This is a genomic window from Rhodanobacter koreensis (assembly GCF_054782855.1).
The window spans coordinates 687,359-703,569 of record NZ_BAAGRR010000012.1; the positions used below are offsets into that span (position 1 = coordinate 687,359).

The window sequence follows — 16,211 nt, forward strand, 5'->3', positions numbered from 1 at the left end:
AACATCATCCTCAGGGGGAGGAACGGATGGCGACGTTCACCATTTACCTGCTGCGCGAGAGCGTGGCGACCGCAGAAGATGCTGTCGTCACGGGGGCCAAGCCTCACATCATTGCCGAAGGGTCTTCCGATTACGGAAAACTGTTCGTCAAGCAGACACACCCCAGGCCGCCCAAGTGGGCCGATCTCTTTGAAAGCTACGTGGACAAGAAACTGTTGGGCAGCGTGCAGTCGTCCGCCGCCGCTTTCATTGTCCCTGTGGATGGTCGCCTGTTCGCCTTGACCTTTGGGCAAGGGCGCTTCCTGCTTCATCCCGATGCCTATGAGGAACGGTTTGGCCTGGTCGTGACACTGAATTCCATCGGTTCGGATGCTCTGCGCAGCATTGATAAACGAACCTTTGTTGACGACCAAAACAGCCGCGTTCAAACCAGCCAGGCCTCGTCTGCCCTGAGCTTCGGCGTGGACATCGAACGTGACCTCATCCGTGGGATCGTGGGACGGCCGCTCAGTGCGAACCTGGGGCGCCGTCTCGCCGGTGCGGATGCGTTGACCGTCACCACCGATGCGGCGGTGCCCGATCTCCGCCGGCTGTTGCGCCGTTATCTGAAAAAGTTTCAGTCAAAGGACTATCAGGCGAATTTCCCTTGGGTGGATCAGGTTTGCCAGCTAAATCCCAAGGGACAGAAAGCCACGCGTCTGGATGCGCTCCTGGTCGAGAAACTTAAAGTTGCTTGGACCAAGAACGGGCTGATTGATGGCTGTTGGCTCGCCGTCCCCGACGTCATTGATTGGTCGTTGGTGGATGGCTTCAAGTTCACCCAATCGGCCGGCGAGGGTGTTGCCAACGATTTGCATCTTCCAGGGCTCGTGCAGGCGTTTCCAAATGAAGAGCCGACCTTGCGGTTCCTTCGGAAACACTACGCGATGCCGGTGGATGACGAAGAGAAGGTGCTGGACCGGTGGCCCATCTACCGTTGCATTCATTGCGAGATTGATGAGGGTGACAAGTCCTTCATCCTGTCCGCGGGGCGCTGGTTCGAAATTGACAAAGACTTCGTGACCGACATCGACACGACGTTCAAAAGCATCCCCCGATACGCCAAACCGCTGCCGATCTATGAGCAGGCTCATGCCGATGAAGATGGCTATAACAAGGCAGCAGTAGCGGGGAGCCAAGGGCAGTGGTGTTTGATGGACAAAAAGCTGCTCCCCGTTGGCGGGGTCTACAACAAGGTGGAGTTCTGTGACATCTATGGCGGTGGGGAACTCATCCACGTCAAGCACTATGGAAGTTCCAGTGTCCTGGGGCACCTGTTCAATCAGGGGCTGGTCTCGGGGGAGTTGCTGAAATCCCATGCGGGGTATGTGGACCTGGCCAATGCGGAGCTTTCCCAGGCTCACCAGCTCGCACCCGACGTTAACGGCGCCAAGATGCCCCGAAACGTAACGGGATACATCATCGTCTTCGCCATCATCAGCCAGTCGGATAAGCCGGATCTCCACCTGCCATTTTTTGCCAAGGTGGTTTTAAAGAGTGTCTACACCCGGCTTTCCGAACTGGGCTACGGAAACATCATGCTGGCCAAGATCTCCTGCGATCCAATGGTCAAAGTGATGAAGGCTGTTAAGGCCAAGAAGCAGAGAAAGAAGCGAAAGAAAAAGTAGTGGCGGTGTTTCAAAAAACTGCGGGAAAAAGAAAGGCCGCCTCAATCGGGGACGGCCCACAGGTTCGCGGTGCATCGGCGCGGGCGCCTGACTTCCCGGGTCACCTAAGCTTTAGCGGTCATGATTTCAGCATGGCGTTCAATCGGGCGTGCCACTCTCTGGCTAACTCGTGCTTGAAGTGGCCGCCCATCCACACCCTGTGCGTGGGGTGGTTGATGTCGCGGGTCTCGAGGACCAAGTAGTTATCGTTGTGCGCGATCATGCCGTATGCGTTCGAGCGATCCGTCCACTCGTGCTTCCAGCCGCGAATGTCGAGCGAGTCAAGGAGCCACTCCTTCCCCTTTTTATCCCTACACCACACCTGTCCCGTATTGGCATTGACGGCTAGGTTTTTCGTGCGGTGGGTGGCCTGAAAAGGTTTCCCATCCACTTGAAGGGTGACTGGCTCCTCGACGACGGACGTTGAGCGAAATGCGGGGAAAAACCGCGGCAGGAGAAACCACGCCGAGACCATGCAGAACGGCACGAACAAAGCGGGCGGCATCAGGCGGATGTGGAGTGGCATGAAGAGCAGCCAGCCCCCACTGAAACCGGCGATGATGGCCAGGATGATGCGGAGCAAGGCTTTCATGGTCCGCTCCTCACATCGCCGCCTGGTTGGTTTCCGCACGCAGGAAGCGTCCGGACTTGTCAAAGTAGATGTAGCTGTCTTTGCTGTCCGTGTTGGCGCTCTTGGGTGCAAAGGGCACGTAGTCGCTCACGCTCCCCTTGCTGACGATGTATTGGTAATGCCAGCGCGCGGTGCCATCACTTTCCATCTCGCGCTCCTGGGGCTGGCCAAGCGCGGCGATGACTTGATCTTGGGTCGTTTTCCCAGACACGAACTGGCCGACCCGGTTTTGGTCATAGTCCCTGCCGATCGTGGTTGCACAACCCGTCAAAGCCAGAGCCACGGTTAAGCTGAAAGCTGCCATCCATCCGAACTTCATGTGTCGGTCCCCTGTGATTGAAAGCAGGTGGAGAAGAGGGGCGCCAAAACGTCACCTGCCCAGCCTTGGCGTCGGGGTGAGGGATGCCGTCAGCGTCCCTGCAGTCCGTTACGCCAAATATACGAAAAACAAATGAAAATAGTAAAAACGAATATCTACGCCTGATGCGTAGCGTGGCGGTATGGTCAGCCCGCCCAAAACGCCGAAGTCCAAGCCAAAACCCACCTCCGTTCACCGACCGGAGCACCGGGTGGTGGCTCAGTTGCTCAGGGAGCTGCGACTGGCAGCCAGTCTGACCCAGGCGCAGGCCGCCGCAGCTGTGGGCATCACCCAGGCCGGGATATCGGAAATGGAGAACGGTGCCAGGGGCCTGGATCTCCTGGTGGTCCGGGACCTAGTGAACTTGTACGGCGCGGACTGGCCCGCCGTGATCATGGAACTGGACCGCCGGATTGCGGCCGACTTGACCCCCGCCAAGGCCCTCATGAGGACCAAGAGGCCGGAACAGTAAGTCGGCTTGTCGTTTCACGCTGCTGGCGAGGGATGGCGGCCGGCGCCGCTTTCATGCGACGGCAGGCCGCCATGGATGTCAGGACTTCCTGACCTGATCATCCCCTTAAAAATAGTTAGGCCATGCGCGACTATTGGGAAGATCTCACGGGGATGATCTTCCAATGCCAAAAGGCAAAAGCACCAAGCTCTATGGTTCGTTCGCTATGGCCGAAGGGCGCCAGGTATTCGGAGATATCCACATACAAGGGGAGGCCACAACGCTTACCCTGAAAGACCGTGGATATTTTTTGACCCCTGAGGACAGCAACCACATTTTTGGAGTCTGTGGACCTGGCCGAAAAATCTCCTGTATCGAATGCCACCACTCCTCTATCGGCATGGCTGGCGGGGGCGATGCGCAATACATAGAAATGTTCCCTCATTTTGTTGTCGTCGGCCCAGAGCATGTCGATCCTGCCGCCAAGGTGATCACCAATATTTCGTTTTCGACGACCGATTTGAACGAGCTGTTCTTTGACCGCAATGCCTTTGGGGTTGTCCTCGACGCTGGGCCGATCATGGATACGGTTCTGGCTGGACCTCGAAAATACGGGCCGATTGAAGTGGGCGAATGGCCAGAGGTCCATTACTACACTGGGCAACTTGCAGCCATCAGTGTGGACACATTGATCGGCAAAATTGAGGTCGGGTTTGAGCGCACCACACGCTTGGAGGGGCCGGAAGGTCCAAAGGTGAAAAACGTTCGTCGCCTGTCAGTTACTCCATCAGAACCCATCGCATTTGCACGAGCAATCGGTCATATCAGGGTTTTGCGGCGCTTTTTATCAGTAGTTGCTGGACGGCCCCAGAAGATTAAAGCCATTCGAATTATGACGAGCTCCGGCACTGCCAAGAGTGAGCCCTCTAAGGTGTATTGGAGCGATGCCCCGAAAGGGCCGCAGGGTGATCTGCCTGAGCCGTCATCTTGGGCTCGTCCACTCGATCCCATCAAAAGACCGGAAGAGTTTTCAACCACTATTCGAAACTGGCTTGTTCGAGAGCCGGCTATGAGAGTTGCCCGCCTTAGATTTATCGGTTGTATGGAAAAAGGTGACATATATGACATTGACCGTATTGTGGCCGCGGCAAATATGTTCGATCTGTTGCCAGCGGATGCATCCCCTGCTGACGTGGAGTTGACGCCAGAGTTGGCCGCGTTTCGGGATGAGGCGCTTAAATCGTTGTCGGCGCTACCGCAGTCCCTCGATCGGGATCGAGTGAAAGGGGACATCGGCCGCATGGTGAAGCCATCGCTCACGCACAAGGTGCTCCACCGATGGGCAACTGCAAGCAAAGACCTCCCCGGAGCGTTTCCCGATATGGACTACGTCCTTAAACAGGCGGTGAAATGTCGGAACCATTTTGTGCATGGCGGGGACAGATTCAAATACGACCGCGCCGAGCCATTTGTCCCTTTTCTCACGCAAACCTTGGAGTTTGTCTTTGCCTTTGCGGATTTGGTGGAGGCAGGGTGGAGTGCCAAACAGTGGTGGGGCCAGGGGAGCCATTCTGACGGCTACCCGTTTGGGCAGTTTCGACGTGCCTATCCAGAGCTAAGTAGAGAGTTCAAAGCCGCTATGGGCGGGTGATCTAGCCATCGGGATTGCCTAGCCAGGCATAAGGTGGATAGTCTTCCCCGAAACTTGGCCAACACTGGGAGGCAACTCCAACGGGTGAGCCAAGCGCTGCGGGCATTGATGGGGCTGGACGTTACGCAGCTCCCTCTCTCTCCGCCAGATACGCAAAACGCCCCCACGTGGGGCGTTTTGCGTATCTGGCGGAGAGACGGTGGTAGACGTGCCCCAATGGTTATTCGGCGCTTCCTGCGCCTCACCCTCCGGGCCATCGGCTGCGCCGATGTTCGCTTCGGCATCCTGCCTCCGTAGTCGACAAATTCGTCTGGAACGAATTTGGACAGCCGCAGGCTGGCCCTGGAGCGCGCAACGCGGAGGGGTGGGTCCGATGGATGGGACGAACAATCCCGTGCTCTTTCACCATTGCGTCGCATTGCTTCAAGCCAGTCTCGGTTCAACGCTTACACCGCCACTCCGACGGCGCTACCCTGCACCATCCCCATCCACGATTGCCCCCATGTTCGCCACGCTGCCTGCCCTGATCCGCATCCCGCTTGCGATGCTGTTGCTTGTCATCAACATCGTCCTGCACGTGCTTCCGCTGTTCGCGCTGACCCTGGTCAAGGTAGTGTTGCCCGTTCGCGCGATCCGGCTTGCGTGCTCGCATGCATTGGTGGCGATCGCCGAGAGCTGGATCGCAGTGAACAGCCGGATGTTCGAAGGCTTCACCCGCACGCGCTGGCAAGTGGAGGGGCTCGGCGGTTTGCGCCGTGACGGCAACTATCTGGTGCTGTGCAATCACCAGAGCTGGGTGGATATCCCGGTGTTGCAGAAGATCTTCAATCGCCGGATTCCGTTCCTGCGCTTCTTCCTCAAGAGCCAGCTGATCTGGGTGCCGCTGCTGGGGCCGGCATGGTGGGCGCTGGATTTCCCCTTCATGAAGCGCTATTCGAAGGAGACGCTTGCCACGCATCCGGAGCTGCAGGGCAAGGACATGGAAGCCACTCGCCGTGCCTGCGAAAAGTTTCGCCACATGCCGGTGTCCGTGATGAATTTTGCCGAGGGCACCCGCTTCACGCCGATCAAGCACGATGCGCAGTCCTCGCCCTATCGGTACCTGCTGCGCCCCAAAGCGGGCGGTCTGGCGTTCGTGCTCGACGCCATGGGCGATGCGTTGCACGCGATTCTCGACGTCACCATCGTCTATCCCAACGGTCCCTGCACCATGATGGATCTGATCGCCGGCCGCATCCGCGATATTCGCGTGTACATGCGCGAGTTGCCGATCGACGACGGACTGCGCGGCAATTACGAAAACGATGCGGCGTTCCGCGAGCGCTTCCAGACGCGGGTGAATGCGTTATGGAACGAGAAGGACGCGCAAATCGGACGCATGCTTGAATCAAACAGCGCGATCACGACAGGAGCCTGAGCGATGCGCATTCTGGTAGTCGGCGCCGGTGCCACCGGTGGCTATTTTGGCGGACGCCTGCTGCAGCACGGGCGCGATGTGACGTTCCTCGTGCGTGAGGCGCGTGCGGAAGCATTGGCGCGCCACGGTCTGGTGATACACAGTGCAACGGGCGATGCCAGTCTGCCGGCAGCGCCGACAGCGCTCGCGCGTGATCTGCGCCAGCCCTATGACCTGATCCTGCTGAGCTGCAAGGCGTACAGCCTTGAACAGGTGATGGCCGACATCGCACCCGCGGTAGGGCCGCACACGGCGATCCTGCCGCTGCTCAACGGCATGCGCCAGCTGGATCTGCTGGATGCGCGATTCGGCGCCGAACATGTGCTGGGCGGGCAGTGCGTGATCGCCGCCACGCTGGATGCGCAAGGCGCCGTGCAGCACCTCAATCAGTCGCACAGCCTCACGTTCGGCGAGCGCAACGGCAGCGCGTCCGAACGCATGCAGCGGATCACGCAGACCTTCGCGGATGCGGGTTTCGACGCGCGTCCGAGTGCCACGATTCTGCAGGACATGTGGGACAAGTGGGTGTTCCTGGCCTCGCTGGCCGGGATCACCTGTCTGATGCGTGGCTCGGTCGGCGATATCGTTGCTGCGCCCGGCGGCAAGGTCGCCACGCTGGCGCTGCTGGAAGAATGCCGGACGGTGGCGGAGCGGTCCGGCCATGCACCGAGCGACGCGATCATGCAGCGCGCCCGCAGTGTGCTGACCGAGGCCGGTTCGAGCCTGACCGCGTCGATGCTGCGCGACTTGCAGCACGGCCACGCGATCGAGGCCGATCACGTGATCGGCGACATGCTGGCGCGCGCCGGCCGACAAGACGACGCACGCTCACTGCTGGCGGCGGTGTATGCACATCTGAAGGTCTACGAGGCCGGCAGGGCGCGTGCGCCATTGGCATGACGGCAGCGGGCATCTTTCGGCACAGCTGACCCATGGAGAAAAGCCGCAGCTCGATGGCCGCGGCTTTTCGAGGGTGGCTCAGTAGTTGCGGCTTACCAGATCTTCACCTGCTTCTCGCCGTCGCGCACCATCGCATCGCCGCTCTTGCATTGGAATGCCTGGGCGAACTCCGGCATGTTCGACGGTGCGCCGATCGCGCGGAACTGCGCCGGTGCATGCGGGTCGGTGTTGAGCAGGGTGAGCTGTGCCTGCGGCGTGATGCTGCCGCGCCACACGCGAGCCCAGTTGAGGAAGAAGCGCTGGTCCTCGGTATAGCCGTCGATCTTTTTCTTTGCCTCGGCCGGATTCTTCGCCAGCGCCACCTGCAGCGCGGTGTAGGCCGCATTCAGGCCGCCCAGATCGCCGATGTTCTCGCCCATGGTGAGTTGGCCGTTGACGTGCTTGCCGGGTAGCGGCTCGTAGCTGTCGAACTGCGCGGCGAGTTTCGCTGTGCGCGCCTCGAACGCCTTGCGATCGGCATCGGTCCACCAGTTGACGTTGTTGCCGTGGGCGTCGAACTTGCTGCCCTGGTCATCGTAGCCGTGGCCCATCTCGTGACCGATCACCGCGCCGATGCCGCCGTAGTTGATGCCGTCATCCGCCCTGGCGTCGAAGAACGGCGGCTGCAGGATCGCGGCGGGAAACACGATCTCGTTCTGCTGCGCGCTGTAGTAGGCATTCACCGTCTGCGGCGTCATGCCCCATTCGCTGCGGTCCACCGGCTTGCCGATCTTGGCGACGCGGTAGTCATAGTTGAACTTGTCGGCTGCCTGCACGTTGGCGTAGTAGTTGTCCGGTGTCAGCGTGAGGCCGCTCCAGTCGCGCCACTTGTCGGGGTAGCCGATCTTGGGCACGAAGGTGGCCCATTTCTCCAATGCTTTTTTCTTGGTCGCGTCGCTCATCCACGGCAGATTCTCGATGCGCGTCTTGTAGGCGGCACGCAGGTTGTCGACCAGTTCCTGGGCGCGCTGCTTGGAGGCAGCCGGGAAGTTGTGGGCAACATACAGCTGGCCCAATGCCATGCCCATGCCGTCATTGGTGGTTTCGAGCACGCGCTTCCAGCGCGCCTGCATTTCCTTCTGGCCATTCAGGGTCTGCTGCTCGAACGCGAAGTCTTCCTGCTGGAATGGCGCGGACAGGTAAGGCGCTGCGTCGGCGATCGCGTGGTAGCGGAAATAGGCCTGCCATTCGGTGATCGGCACGTCGCCGAACATCTTCTGCACCTCGGCGAAGAACTTCGGCTGCGACAGCGAGAAGCCGTCCTTCACGTCCGCGCCCTGTGCCTTGAAGAACGCGGCCCAGTCGAAGCTCGGCGTCACCTTGTCGGCATCGGCGATGCTGACGTAGTGGTAGCGGTTTTCCGGCTTGCGCATCTCCACCCGTGCCAGCGAGGCCGCGGCGAGGCGTGTCTCGAATGCCAGCACGGATTTGGCCTGCTGCTGTGCATCGGCGGCGCTGGCGCCGGTGAGCTCGAGCAGCTTGGCGATATGCGCCACGTAGGCCGTGCGGATTTTCTCGAACTCCGGCTTGCTGTAGTAGTCGGTGGTCGGCAGTCCGAGGCCGCCCTGGCCGGCGTAGGCGATCTCGTTGTTGGAATTCTTGAAATCGGCGTTGCCACCGAAGCGGAACAGCACCGGCTCGCCGCGGGCATAGCTGTCGCTGACGTAGCGGACGATATCAGTCGTATTCTTCAGCGCGTCGATGTCGGCCAGCCGCGGCTTGATCGGATCGAAGCCGGCCTTGTTGATGGCGGCTTCGTCCATGCCGGAGGCGTACAGGTAGCCGATCTTCTGCTCGATCGATCCGGGTGCGGCCTTGGTGGCATGACTGGCGGCGTCCTCGACGATCTTGTGCTGCACGTTGAGGCTGGCCTCGCGCAGTTCATCGAACGAGCCCCAGCGCGTGCGGTCGGCGGGGATCGGGTTCGCGGCGACCCATTTCGCATTGACGAAGCCATTGAAGTCGTTGCATGGGCTGATCTTGCTGTCGAGCTCCTGCACGTTGAACACGCTGGCGGGTGCGGCGAGGGCGCCGGTGCACAGGGCAAGGCCTACGGCGAAGGCCAGCGGTTTCACGAGTCGATGTTTCATGGATTCTCCCTTGTTTGCGCGATCGCGCATGTGTTGCCCGATGGTGCACAGGCCTGACCGTGCACCGTAGGCAGGGAAGCCGTGCGGCAGACAGTGTCGAAGGTCACGAGTGGCCGTGGTCGGCCATGCTGCAGATCATGGTGGAGCGAACGGCGTGGGCATTATCATCAGCCGATGAGCGAACCCACGTTCCCCGTATTCCGTGCAGCCGGGGCTGCCGATATCCCCGCCATCGTGGCCCTGGTCGAATCCGCCTATCGTGGCGATTCGGGCCGGCGCGGCTGGACCACCGAATCCGAATTGCTCGATGGCCGGCGCACCGATGTGCAAGCTGTCGGCGAACTGGTGAGCCGACCCGGCAGCTGCATCCTGCTGGCCGAACGCGACGGGCGGTTGATCGCCAGCGCCCATGTGGAGCGGCAGGGCGAGTCCGGCTATTTCGGCATGTTCGCGGTCGACCCCGACCAGCAGGGCGGTGGTCTCGGCAAGGCGGTGCTGGCCGAAGCCGAACGCATCGCACGCGAGCAGTGGCAGTGCCGGGCGATGCGCATGACGGTGATCGAGCAGCGCGCCGAACTGATCGCCTGGTACGAGCGCCGCGGCTATCGCCGCACCGGCGAATACCAGCCCTTTCCATATGGCGACGAACGCTTCGGTATTCCTCGCCGCGACGATCTGCGCTTCGAGGTCCTGCTCAAGGATCTGGTGGGACAGCCGGCATGAACGGCTGGGTACAGGTCGGCACGCGCAGCGAACTGTTGCCGGGCGAATTCAGGGTGGTGTGGGACGGCGACACGCCGATCGCGGTCTACAACATCGACGGCGCGCTGTACGCGGTCGAGGACACCTGCACGCATGATGGCGGCGATCTGGCCGGTGGTGAGGTGCATGGCTTCGAGGTGGAATGTCCACGGCATGGTGCGCGCTTCGATCTGCGCACTGGCGCAGTAACGAGGCCGCCGGCATACGAGCCGATCGCGAGCTTTCCGGTGCGCGAGGAGGGTGGGGCGATCTGGACGCGGGATGATCGATGAGGAAGAGTGCTGCCGTTCTTGGGCAAGCTCCCCCGTCAGGCAGACACTGCATCCCTCACTTTTGGGAGTGATCGGTTTGCAGCATGTCTGTGCTGAAATATCCGATACGGGCTTGAGGAAAACATTCCTCTTTGTAGGTTGGGCTGGGTGAAGCAATGCCCAACTATCGAGAGTGATCGTCAACCTCGGGATTCGCATTCGCTCTCCCCAACCTGCGCGCTGACCTGACGGGTCGCGGATACGAGAAAAGCGATCAGTGTTATTTCAAGGCACAGGAGTGCTTTTGACTCGTCCTGCTTCCCTCACGAGGGTGCCCCAGGACATTCAACCGACTGATGGTCCAGCCCCTCGGCCTCTCTCTTGAAATTCACGGAAACCGGCTTGCCGTTCTGCCATTTCAGGCGAAGGACGTAGAGCGAGTCGTAGTCATCGTCAGTCCAGGTCGGCACCTGTTGCACATCACCGCCGACAGCGGCAATCAGCTGTTGCGCGGCACGCTGAGCCAGGTTGTGCTCCCAGGCGACGTAGATCGTGGCGGAACTGTTGGCTGGATTGAGTAACGCCTGCTCCAGCTGATGAATCTGCCAGAGTCCGAACGACGTGTTGACCGGCAAACCCAGGCGAATCGCCGTCGGCTCGATGGTGGCCAGGGGGCGCACATAGTTGTATTCGATGCCCTTGTCGGTCGCCATGAACCCTGGGTTGGGTGCATAAATGGCGGTGGGTGTCCCGAACCTCGCCTGCAGTACCGGCGGTAGCGCCAACGCGCGGTTCAAGCCCTGGCAATCGAGTTGTCCCAGCCCCTGTGCCGGCTTTTCTCCGTGGCGAAGGAACACGATCGTCTGGTCTGCCCTGGCGTCCGGCATCAGCAGGGTGACTGCCAATACAGTGACCAGCACGGCGAGCGATTTCGCCATATCGATTCCTCATCTGATGGGCTTGAACGAAGCCTTGAGTCTATCGTCCGATGCCTGGACCGTCATGACTGCGCGATGCGGCACACATCGACCGTTCATCTGAGCGGGCGCGTTTCATGTTCAGGGTGGCCCGGATGACCGTTTTTTTTGGTCGTCCCTGTTGTGAGTGAGCACGGTTGTGTGGATGACGTCATGGGGAGTTTCTCGAAATTCCCCCTGAAGAAATCTCCTCACAGGTGGTACATGAACGCCAGCGATTCGGACAGCTGGGTGCGTGAGCCGAATCGCGTCACCAGCGGGCTGTCGCCGGCATGGCCGAGCAATCGCCCATAGCTCAGTGCCAGTGCGAAGCCGGTGTGCTTGCTGGTAGGTACGAACAAGTCGTATTCAAGCGAGGCGAGCTGGCTGCCGGCGGCGGGATGCCAGGCGGGTACATTGAGTACGCTGGCCTGGCTCGGGTTGATGCCGAAGAAGCGGTTCATGGCATGGGCATTCATCGCCTGCCAGTGCAGTTCGACCGAGTGTTGCAGCAGCCATATCTGCGGCAGGTCCCATTCGGCATAGAGGTCGAGATAGGCACCCGCGCCATGGGTGTCGTGGCTGAGATTGGTGCCGATATCGACGTTCTTGCCGAGCTGCCATTCCAGGTAGCCGCCCAGCGTGAGGCGGGGCGACAACGGGGCAATCCGGTTACGCAGCACGCCAAGGTCGCTACTCTCGCGGCCCCACTGGTAGTCGCCGTAGATGCCGCCGTGCAGTACCGAGCCGCCGATCAGGTCGACCTGCAGGCCATCCTGGGTGGAAAGACTGATGCGGTTGGGGATCTCGATGTCGACGTAGGGTATCGGCTGGTATTGCGAGGTTTTTGCGCCGGGCCAGCGCGGCAGGTGCTCGATGCCGACGCCGCCGGCCAGTGTGGGCGGGTCGGTATCGGCCATGCCGGCCTGTGTCCATAGCAGGCACGTCAGCAGGCATGCCGACAGCCAGGGACGAGGGAACAATGACTTGGCGGGCGCGGTTATGCGGATCATGGCGGCGGCAGCATAGAGGCTGTGCCGGCGATTTGCCGTGTAGAGGCCGGTTTCGCTCAGCGTTTGTTCGGGAAGGGGGAAAGGGCGCCGAAAGGCAGCGTTTCTACCCTGTGCAGTATCGTTATTGGCGCGAGTTCCCGATGTCCGTATCTGGCTGGACCATCCTGTGTGATTTCGACGGCACCATTTCCGTCGAAGACGTGATCGACTCGTTGCTCGACCGTTTCGGCCGTCCCGGCTGGGAAGTGCTGGAGCAGGACTGGCGCGCGGGCCGCATCGGTTCGCGCGAGTGCATGTCCGGGCAGGTCGACTTGCTGCAGATGACCCGTGCGGAACTCGACACGCATCTGGCCGGGCTGTGGATCGACCACGCGTTTCCGGGCTTCGTGGCGAAGGCGCGCGAACTGAACGTGCCGATCCGCGTGGTCAGCGACGGTCTCGATTACGCGATCCACAAGATTCTCGGCCGCTACGGCCTGGATGATCTGCCGCTGGCGGCGAACCATCTGGCGCCGGCGCAGCCGCCGAAGCAGTGGCAGCTGACCTCGCCGTTCCAGGCGGACGGTTGCCGCAGCGGCACCTGCAAGTGCGCCTGTGTTGAACAGGCCCGCAAGACCGGCGCGAAGACCCTGCTGATCGGCGATGGCGCCTCGGATTTCTGCGCCGCCGACCGCGTCGATTTCGTGTTTGCCAAGCATCGCCTGATCGAGCACTGTCGCGCCACCGGCATCGACTACGTGCCGATCACCGGCTTCGAGGATGCGCTGGAGTTCCTGCCCAAGCTGCTCGACGGCAGCCTGGCCAGCCATTGGCATCATGAGCATGCGCCCGCGCTGGCCTGATCGCGCGGTGCACCTTGCTTCTTTCTGAATTTTCCTCTCTCTGAATCCCCCGAATCACTCCGGATCTTTCCCCATGAAAATCGACAAGACCGCCGCCGGTTTCATCGACGACGCGCAGCTGCTCGCCGACGAGGCGAAGTACAGCTCCTTCGGCGACACCGTGCATTACGTGGACCCGCCGAAGATCTTCCGCCACGGCGAAGGCAGCTACATGTTCGACACCGCCGGCACGCCGTTCCTCGATCTGCAGATGTGGTATTCGGCGGTCAACTTCGGCTACGGCAACCAGCGCCTCAACAATGTGTTGAAGGATCAGATCGACCGTTTGCCGCAGGTCGCCAGCCAGTACCTGCACCAGACCCGCATCGAACTGGCCAAGACGATCGCGCTGGACGCAAAGAAGAAGTTCGGTCTGGACGGCCGCGTGCACTTCAACGTGGGCGGCGCGCAGGCGATTGAGGATTCGCTGAAGATCGTGCGCAACGCCTGCAACGGCAAGAGCCTGATGTTCGCGTTCGAGGGCGGCTACCACGGCCGTACGCTGGGTGCCTCGTCGATCACCTCCAGCTACCGCTATCGCCGCCGCTTCGGCCACTTCGGCGAGCGCGCGATGTTCCTGCCGTTCCCGTATCCGTTCCGTCGCCCCAAGGGCATGACGGCGGAAGAGTATTCCGACAGCTGCGTGCGCCAGTTCGAGCGCCTGTTCGAGACCGAATACAACGGCGTATGGGATCCCAAGACCGGCCAGTGCGAATACGCCGCGTTCTACGTCGAGCCGATCCAGGGCACCGGCGGCTACGTGTTGCCGCCGATGAATTTCTTCAAGGGCCTGAAGAAGGTCCTGGACAAGTACGGCATCCTGATGGTGTCCGATGAAATCCAGATGGGTTTCTGGCGCACCGGCAAGTTGTGGTCGATCGAGAACTTCGGCGTGACGCCGGACATCGTGGTGTTCGGCAAGGCGCTGACCAACGGCCTGAATCCGCTGTCCGGCCTGTGGGCACGCGAAGAGCTGATCAACCCGACCGTGTTCCCGCCGGGCTCGACCCACTCCACCTTCAACTCCAATCCGCTTGGCACGTCGCTGGGTCTGGAAGTGATCAAGATGGGTTACGAGCTGGACTACGAGACCACCGTGCCGAAGAAGGGCGCGCATTTCCTCGACGGCCTGCGCGACCTGCAGAAGAAGCACAAGGAAATCGGCGACGTCGACGGCCTGGGCCTCGCGCTGCGCGCCGAGATCTGCACCGATGACGGCTTCACGCCGAACAAGGCACTGCTCGACAAGATGGTCGACATCGGTCTGGCCGGCGACCTCGAGCACAACGGCAAGAAGATCGGCCTCGTGCTCGACGTGGGTGGCTGGTACAAGAACGTGATCACGTTCGCGCCGTCGCTCGACATCACGCACGAAGAAATCGATCTGGCGATGTCGCTGCTCGACCAGCTGCTGACCAAAGCCAAGAAGGGCTGATGTCGGCCGCGCGTGGCCCACGCGCAAAAAGAACCCGGCGACCTGTCGCCGGGTTCTTTTGTTTGTTGCAGGGTGAAACCTGGTTACGGGGCGTGCTTGAGCGCGAGTACCGCGTTGAGTCCGCCGAACGCGAACGAGTTGCTCAGCGCCGCGCGCACCGGCATCGGTCGGGCGACGTTCGGTACATAGTCCAGGTCGCAGGCCGGATCGACCTTGTCCAGGTTCGCCGTGGGCGGCACCACGCTGTCGCGCAGGGCGCCGATGACCGCGACCAGTTCCAGCGCACCGGAGGCGCCCAGCGCATGGCCGTGCATCGACTTGGTCGACGACACGGCGAGGCGATCGGCATGTGCGCCAAACGCGAGGCGGATCGCCTTGGTCTCGGTGGCATCGTTGGCAAGCGTGCCGGTGCCGTGGGCGTTGATGTAGTCGACATCCTGCGGGGCGAGGCCGGCATCGGTCAACGCCTGGCTCATCGCCGCGGAGGAGCCTTCGGCGCTGGGCATCACGATGTCGGTGGCATCGGCGGTCATGCCGCTGCCGGCGAGCTCGGCAAGGATCATCGCGCCGCGCGCCTGCGCGCGTTCCAGCGATTCCAGCACGAAGATGCCGGCACCTTCGCCGAGCACCAGGCCGCGCCGGTTCGCACTGAATGGGCGGCAGGTGTCGTCGGCCAGCACCCGCATGGCTTCCCACGCGCGCAGTGCGCCATAGGTGAGGCAGGCTTCGGTGCCACCGGTGATGGCGACGTCAGCCATGCCATAGCGGATCATCTGTGCGGCCTGGATGATCGCGTGGTTCGCCGAAGCGCAGGCGCTGGCCACCGCATAGGTCGGGCCGCGCAGGCCATAGGCGATGCTGATCTGGCTGGCCGAGGCGTTGGTCATCAGGCGCACGATGGTGAGCGGGTGTGCACGCTGCGAATTCTCCGCATACAGCCGTCGACTCTGTTCGTCCTGGGTGGTTTCGCCGCCGACGCCGGTACCGACCACCACTGCGGTGCGCACACCGAGCCCGTTCTGACGGAAGTCCAGTCCGGATTGCGCGATCGCCTCACGCGCGGCATGCAGCGCGAATTCCGAGGTGCGGTCGAGCATCGGCAAGGTGCGTTCGTCGATATTCGCCGCCGGATCGAAACTCGCCGGCACCTGCGCGGCGACCTTCACGCGCAGACGATCGGCGTCGGGATGCTGCAGCGGGCCGATGGCACTGCGACCTTCACGAAGACCCTGCCACAGCGTTTCGGCGCCGACACCGAGCGGGCTGATTGCACCCATGCCGGTGATCACCACACGGCGCATCGGATTGCCCTGTGTCATTTCGCGGCCTTTTCGTCCAGCGCCTTCTGTACGGCGTCGATCAGGCTTTGCACGGTGTCGCTGTCGAAGTTGGCGCCTTGCTGGTCGGGGAAGGTGATGTCGAAATGCTCCTCGATGTCGAAGATCAGTTCGATCGCCTCCAGCGAGGCGATACCCAGGTCTTTCAAGGTGGACTCGGGCTTGATGATGGCCACATCGATCTTGGCCTGCTTGGCGATGATGTCGAAAAGCTCTTGCTGGGTCGTATCGTTCATGACGAGTAGGCTCCTGGCTGCACACGACAATGTTACATATCAACCAGTCTAGGCAAAT

General features: G+C 61.4%; 16 protein-coding genes. 9 read left to right on the forward strand and 7 right to left on the reverse strand.

Annotated elements, in window-relative coordinates; all coding sequences use genetic code 11:
• The first annotated feature begins 26 nt into the window (after positions 1–26).
• Complete coding sequence (locus ACYVKM_RS16740; protein WP_460878743.1) at positions 27–1,667, forward strand: DUF6119 family protein; 1,641 nt, start codon at positions 27–29, stop codon at positions 1,665–1,667.
• Between the two features lie 118 nt (positions 1,668–1,785).
• Here the strand turns inward: ACYVKM_RS16740 and ACYVKM_RS16745 are convergent, their stop codons facing one another.
• A complete protein-coding gene (locus tag ACYVKM_RS16745) occupies positions 1,786–2,298 on the reverse strand; it encodes a hypothetical protein (protein WP_460878744.1) in 513 nt (170 codons plus the stop codon).
• Between the two features lie 10 nt (positions 2,299–2,308).
• Positions 2,309–2,656 carry an outer membrane protein assembly factor BamE domain-containing protein gene (gene bamE / locus ACYVKM_RS16750; protein ID WP_460878745.1) on the reverse strand — a complete coding sequence of 116 codons (348 nt, stop codon included), beginning with the start codon at positions 2,654–2,656 and terminating at the stop codon, positions 2,309–2,311.
• Positions 2,657–2,909: 253 nt separating this feature from the next.
• On the opposite strand from bamE, the gene ACYVKM_RS16755 reads away from it, so the two are divergent.
• The 4 genes from ACYVKM_RS16755 to panE all read left to right on the forward strand — a co-directional run bounded on the left by ACYVKM_RS16755 (position 2,910) and on the right by panE (position 7,153).
• Positions 2,910–3,167 carry a helix-turn-helix domain-containing protein gene (locus tag ACYVKM_RS16755; protein WP_460878746.1) on the forward strand — a complete coding sequence of 86 codons (258 nt, stop codon included), beginning with the start codon at positions 2,910–2,912 and terminating at the stop codon, positions 3,165–3,167.
• 163 nt (positions 3,168–3,330) lie between these two features.
• Positions 3,331–4,797, forward strand: a complete 1,467-nt coding sequence (locus ACYVKM_RS16760) for an ApeA N-terminal domain 1-containing protein (RefSeq protein ID WP_460878747.1) — start codon at positions 3,331–3,333, stop codon at positions 4,795–4,797.
• A gap of 502 nt (positions 4,798–5,299) precedes the next feature.
• Complete coding sequence (locus ACYVKM_RS16765) at positions 5,300–6,214, forward strand: acyltransferase (protein ID WP_460878748.1); 915 nt, start codon at positions 5,300–5,302, stop codon at positions 6,212–6,214.
• Positions 6,215–6,217: 3 nt separating this feature from the next.
• Positions 6,218–7,153 (forward strand): 2-dehydropantoate 2-reductase, encoded by a 936-nt coding sequence (gene panE, locus ACYVKM_RS16770; RefSeq protein WP_460878749.1) that lies wholly within the window; start codon positions 6,218–6,220, stop codon positions 7,151–7,153.
• Between the two features lie 92 nt (positions 7,154–7,245).
• Here the strand turns inward: panE and ACYVKM_RS16775 are convergent, their stop codons facing one another.
• A complete protein-coding gene (locus tag ACYVKM_RS16775; RefSeq protein WP_460878750.1) occupies positions 7,246–9,282 on the reverse strand; it encodes a M13 family metallopeptidase in 2,037 nt (678 codons plus the stop codon).
• Between the two features lie 174 nt (positions 9,283–9,456).
• Between ACYVKM_RS16775 and ACYVKM_RS16780 the strand changes: the two genes are divergently transcribed.
• Both ACYVKM_RS16780 and ACYVKM_RS16785 read left to right on the forward strand, forming a co-directional pair.
• Positions 9,457–10,005, forward strand: a complete 549-nt coding sequence (locus ACYVKM_RS16780; protein ID WP_460878751.1) for a GNAT family N-acetyltransferase — start codon at positions 9,457–9,459, stop codon at positions 10,003–10,005.
• Positions 10,002–10,316 carry a non-heme iron oxygenase ferredoxin subunit gene (locus ACYVKM_RS16785; protein ID WP_460878752.1) on the forward strand — a complete coding sequence of 105 codons (315 nt, stop codon included), beginning with the start codon at positions 10,002–10,004 and terminating at the stop codon, positions 10,314–10,316. Before ACYVKM_RS16780 ends, ACYVKM_RS16785 begins: the two co-directional genes overlap by 4 nt.
• A gap of 302 nt (positions 10,317–10,618) precedes the next feature.
• On the opposite strand, the gene ACYVKM_RS16790 is transcribed toward ACYVKM_RS16785, so the two are convergent.
• Together ACYVKM_RS16790 and ACYVKM_RS16795 are read right to left on the reverse strand one after the other, a co-directional pair.
• Positions 10,619–11,233 (reverse strand): hypothetical protein, encoded by a 615-nt coding sequence (locus tag ACYVKM_RS16790; RefSeq protein WP_460878753.1) that lies wholly within the window; start codon positions 11,231–11,233, stop codon positions 10,619–10,621.
• Between the two features lie 230 nt (positions 11,234–11,463).
• Positions 11,464–12,171, reverse strand: a complete 708-nt coding sequence (locus ACYVKM_RS16795; protein WP_460878754.1) for a MipA/OmpV family protein — start codon at positions 12,169–12,171, stop codon at positions 11,464–11,466.
• A 233-nt stretch (positions 12,172–12,404) separates the two neighbouring features.
• Here ACYVKM_RS16795 and ACYVKM_RS16800 point away from each other — a divergent pair, with 233 nt between their 5' ends.
• Together ACYVKM_RS16800 and ACYVKM_RS16805 are read left to right on the forward strand one after the other, a co-directional pair.
• Positions 12,405–13,106: an MtnX-like HAD-IB family phosphatase gene (locus tag ACYVKM_RS16800; RefSeq protein WP_460878755.1), complete on the forward strand. Its 702-nt coding sequence runs from the start codon at positions 12,405–12,407 to the stop codon at positions 13,104–13,106.
• 73 nt (positions 13,107–13,179) lie between these two features.
• A complete protein-coding gene (locus ACYVKM_RS16805; protein WP_460878756.1) occupies positions 13,180–14,580 on the forward strand; it encodes an aspartate aminotransferase family protein in 1,401 nt (466 codons plus the stop codon).
• An 83-nt stretch (positions 14,581–14,663) separates the two neighbouring features.
• On the opposite strand, the gene ACYVKM_RS16810 is transcribed toward ACYVKM_RS16805, so the two are convergent.
• Positions 14,664–15,899: a beta-ketoacyl-[acyl-carrier-protein] synthase family protein gene (locus tag ACYVKM_RS16810; protein ID WP_460878757.1), complete on the reverse strand. Its 1,236-nt coding sequence runs from the start codon at positions 15,897–15,899 to the stop codon at positions 14,664–14,666.
• Complete coding sequence (locus ACYVKM_RS16815; protein WP_460878758.1) at positions 15,896–16,153, reverse strand: acyl carrier protein; 258 nt, start codon at positions 16,151–16,153, stop codon at positions 15,896–15,898. The genes ACYVKM_RS16810 and ACYVKM_RS16815 overlap by 4 nt, the downstream gene beginning before the upstream one ends.
• Positions 16,154–16,211 lie beyond the last annotated feature (58 nt).